Origin of the sequence: Caballeronia arvi (genome assembly GCF_001544695.2) — a bacterium.
Taxonomy (GTDB): domain Bacteria; phylum Pseudomonadota; class Gammaproteobacteria; order Burkholderiales; family Burkholderiaceae; genus Caballeronia; species Caballeronia arvi.
Map to the genome: position 1 here is coordinate 1 of NZ_FCOM02000152.1, position 3,708 is coordinate 3,708.

A 3,708-nucleotide genomic window follows, 5' to 3' on the forward strand; every position below is an offset into this window, starting at 1 on the left:
TTTCGACAGTGCGTCCGTACATCATGCGCGCGACGATTGGCGAAAGCGTGTAGCGCAACACGTCTCCGATGACCGGAGTGGCGGCGGGTGCGCTGATCGCAACGTCTGCTCGTAGAGTCGGATAGAAGTAGCCGGAGATCAGCGTGAGCCCGCGGATCTCCGTGTTCGGGTCAAGCGCCATTGCCGACGCAACCAGACAGCCGAACGAGTGGCCCACGATCATCGCACCGGAAAGCCCCATCTTTTTAAGTGCAAGCTGGACCGTGCGTGCCTGTGCATGCGGTGTCCAAAGGCGGTCGCGGGGCCGCTCGCTGTACCCGAATCCGGGACGGTCGAAAGCGATGACGCGATGCCGCTTCGTGAGACGACCGAAAAGCCCGCTCGCAAGGAAATCCTGCGCCGTGACCAGATTTCCGTGCAAAAGCACTACGACCGGCCCTTCGCCCTCATCGAAGTAATGCAGACGCACGCCATCGGCCTCGATGAATTGACCGAGAGGTGGACAGTCGCGCTCCGCACGCCGAGCCCGCATTGCCGTCCAAGTCGCCACGCCGATCGACGCAGCGACCGCGCCGCCGATCAAGGCATACCGCGGAAGCGATGATCGGTTCTGTTCATCCTTCATGGTGCCCCATAGAGTTCGATGCTGACGTTGAACAGTGGAGCGCGACCCGTCGAGGACCAAGGTGCGACTCCTCAATGCCGGAGATGTCTCGCCCACCGCTAAGCGCCGGTTTGTAGCTTGTAGGCCCTCCCCGTTCCCGTGGCCGACTTCGGAACAGCGCAACGCTGCCTTCCAACCGTTCCAGGACCGAGTACAGCAATGCCATCCGCGAAGCAGGGAAATGCCAATCCCACGAAATCAAAGAACGGTCAAGGCACGGCGCAAGGCCAGCAGCAAAAGAATCAACAGAAGCGTGCATCAGGGCGGTCAGCGTCAGCGACGCGCGATAAGCGTAGAGGCAGACGCGCGTGCAGCAACGCGCGTCTGCGTTTCTTCAATTATCAAGCTTTGACACCTGAGCCACTGGTTGCAACAATCACTGCACGCCCTTTTTGGCAGCGAGGTCCTGCGCCATCTTCAGATGTTCTTGGATGGTCGGCAGCGCCTTCTGTGCGGCCTTTTTGAGGTCGGCGTTCTGACCTTCTTGCGCCTCCTTTTGGAAAGCCGCCACCGCCTTCTGATGCCCTTCAACTCCGACCTTCTGGATGTACATCCTGTCGAACTCCCGGCCCTTGAGCGGCTTGAGCGCATCGATGACCGACGTGTCAGAGTTATCCTTCGGCACTTCGACGCCGTGCGGCGCCGCCATCTTCAACTGCATGGTCAACTTCGTGTGATCGACCATCATGTGATGGGCAAAGCTTTTGACGTCCTTGTCCTGCGACTGTTTGGTTGCGAGCTTGGCTGTGTCGATCTCCGTGGAGCTCGATTCCGTCGCGGCCTGAACGAAAGCCTTGTCGACCGCGGGTAGTTCGTTAGCCTGGGTCGTGCTCGCTGCCTGCGTCTGCGCGAAAACGATGAGGGGCGCGCCGCTCATCAGCGCAGCGCTGAAGAGGGTGGTTAAAGTCGAGCTTGCCTTCATGCTAATCTCCGTGATAAATGAGCCGATAGCGCAGGTTCTGTAGCAATTGCGATACCGTGCCCGGTTACGACGGGTTCCGCGGCTTACCTCGACGCCGAGCCTTTGACGCGCCGTCCGATTTTGCGAGCGGTTCGTCGGGCGCCTGGTCGTGCGGCGGAAAGGCTGTGCCCACGACCCTCTCGCCGTCTTGTAAATCGGGATGGGGCATTTCTGGCCCTGCAATCCTATGGATCATTGCCCCCGTCAGTATCCTAAGTACCCGCAGATCTTTTCCATCATCGGTCGAACTGGCTTGTCATAAGCAGGCTATCCGGCGATTCGCTTCTCAAATCGGCCGCCGTCACCCACCTTCACGCTCACTTGGATGCACAACTCTGCCATAGCTCATAGATGTCCGCCGTCTTGGAGCGTCTCCTGACCGCGCCGCACGCGCAAGGCGGACGCGTGGCACTTCGCTTCGCGCTGACCCACCGTCGCTGAATGCGCCGTCGTCTCGTACAAGCAGTCGCGCCACAGCTGAACGATTTCAGTTACTTGTTCGGTTAGAGAGTGCATCGTGCCATCGGCGTCTCCATAAAAGACAATCAAGGGCGAGCGCCGCCGCGCTGTTTCGTTTGCCGGTGCGATCGCCAAAAAGTCCGGCAGCTGCGCGTCCGCCCGGACCGTCAAACCGGAGCGCAGCCCTTAGGCGGAGCTTCCGCCGCTCGTCCATCCGCGGGCCGCCACTTTTTCATCGCATTGCAAATATAACGCCCGCATCACGGGCCGCTCGTAGTCGATGATCCCGATCGCCGTAACGAGCTGGAGCTCCAGGCGGCCGGCTTCAGTCTCGAGTATCGAACCGTTCCCATGCGCGAGCTGTGCTGCGATCCATGAAAGCTGCGCGGTTTCTAACCAACTGGCGGACTTTTCGTGAGCCGCCAACCATCGCCGTATCGCTTGCTCGCGGTACTGAATGCCAGGCCACGCACCCGACCTGTGGTAATTGGTCATCATTGCCCAAGTCAGCCAACAAAGTAGTTGGACTCGGTCTCGATGCTCGAGCGGACGAAACAGGTTGAACATCGGTCATCTCGCGCTAGGACTCGCACTCTGCCCTCTCAAGTAGGAGACAGCGCATTTCACGGGTTATCTCGTTCGAAGCGCCGACGCCGCTACAGGGCTCAGCCTTTTTCGTGCCAGCACTATCGGGACTAGACGATGCGTCGGCGCAAATTCGTGCAACGGATTTGAAGCTATTTCCAACTTAAGAAAATCGAATCCTATCGCTTGTAAGGCCGCTGCTAGACGTGGCGCAAAGACAGTCGAATTGTTCGGACGATAATTGCGTCGCCTGATCGTAGCCGGTATGGGTACACTAAGAGTCAAGCATCAAGCGCGTGCGGATCGCCGGCGAGCGTATCGGAAAACTATCATGCGAACTCAATCCATCTTGAAAGGGCGGTTCACCGTTATTCCGGACTTTGACTTGGCGGCGCCGGGCAGCTACGTTGCGATCGTTCGGGTTACCGAGCAAACCGATGGCGGAATGAAGACTTCGATACGCAGAGGAACGCGCCTGTTCGCCTCTGCGCCCGACGCACTGGACGACGCGGCCCTTCAAGCGCGACGTACCGCGGCCGCACTGACTTAGCTACCAGACTCGTACCGGTCAGCCAAACGGATCTCGTCAGTTGCGATTCTCACTTCCGAGGCAAATCCCGCTTCTTTGTATGGGCTATGGTTGCATCGAACGTCCGCTCGGTTCGATTGAGAGCGCGCTGCCTTCCTGATTGGGTTCTCTCGCCTTGTGTTCTGCAGCTTTCGCCGAGGCGCGGACATTCGCGCATCGTCCTCCATGCAATGGGCTTTTTCACGAGTGCGCCGCCGGACCTTCGCATCAACGGTGCGGCAGATCACCACAAAAACGTGAACATCAGCGCCTGATTTCACGAGCAGTATCGGTCCGGGTACGGCACGGGTTCCGTGCGTCGCGAGACGCCCCGGAGATGTTGCATACTGAATGTGGACGGGGCCTGTTGCACGCCGCAGTAGTTTCTTGCGCACCTCAATTCGATGGGCGTTTCCCTTCTCCATGCGGGTCAAATTGCCACCAGTTCGCAATGCCGATTTCATCGGTCAT

At 59.1% G+C, this 3,708-nt stretch carries 4 protein-coding genes; 1 reads left to right on the top strand and 3 read right to left on the bottom strand.

From position 1 onward, the window contains the following. The 3 genes from AWB74_RS43560 to AWB74_RS43575 form a co-directional block, all read right to left on the bottom strand. A partial coding sequence (locus AWB74_RS43560) for an alpha/beta fold hydrolase (RefSeq protein WP_235024942.1) occupies nucleotides 1-721 on the bottom strand: 721 nt, incomplete at its 3' end. Between the two features lie 319 nt (nucleotides 722-1,040). Then, nucleotides 1,041-1,586: a DUF4142 domain-containing protein gene (locus AWB74_RS43565; protein ID WP_061152672.1), complete on the bottom strand. Its 546-nt coding sequence runs from the start codon at nucleotides 1,584-1,586 to the stop codon at nucleotides 1,041-1,043. A 684-nt stretch (nucleotides 1,587-2,270) separates the two neighbouring features. Beyond that, entirely contained in the window at nucleotides 2,271-2,651 is a 381-nt protein-coding gene (locus AWB74_RS43575) for a hypothetical protein (protein WP_143749514.1), read from the bottom strand. A gap of 349 nt (nucleotides 2,652-3,000) precedes the next feature. Here AWB74_RS43575 and AWB74_RS43580 point away from each other — a divergent pair, with 349 nt between their 5' ends. Then, nucleotides 3,001-3,219 (top strand): hypothetical protein, encoded by a 219-nt coding sequence (locus tag AWB74_RS43580; protein WP_061152675.1) that lies wholly within the window; start codon nucleotides 3,001-3,003, stop codon nucleotides 3,217-3,219. Nucleotides 3,220-3,708 lie beyond the last annotated feature (489 nt).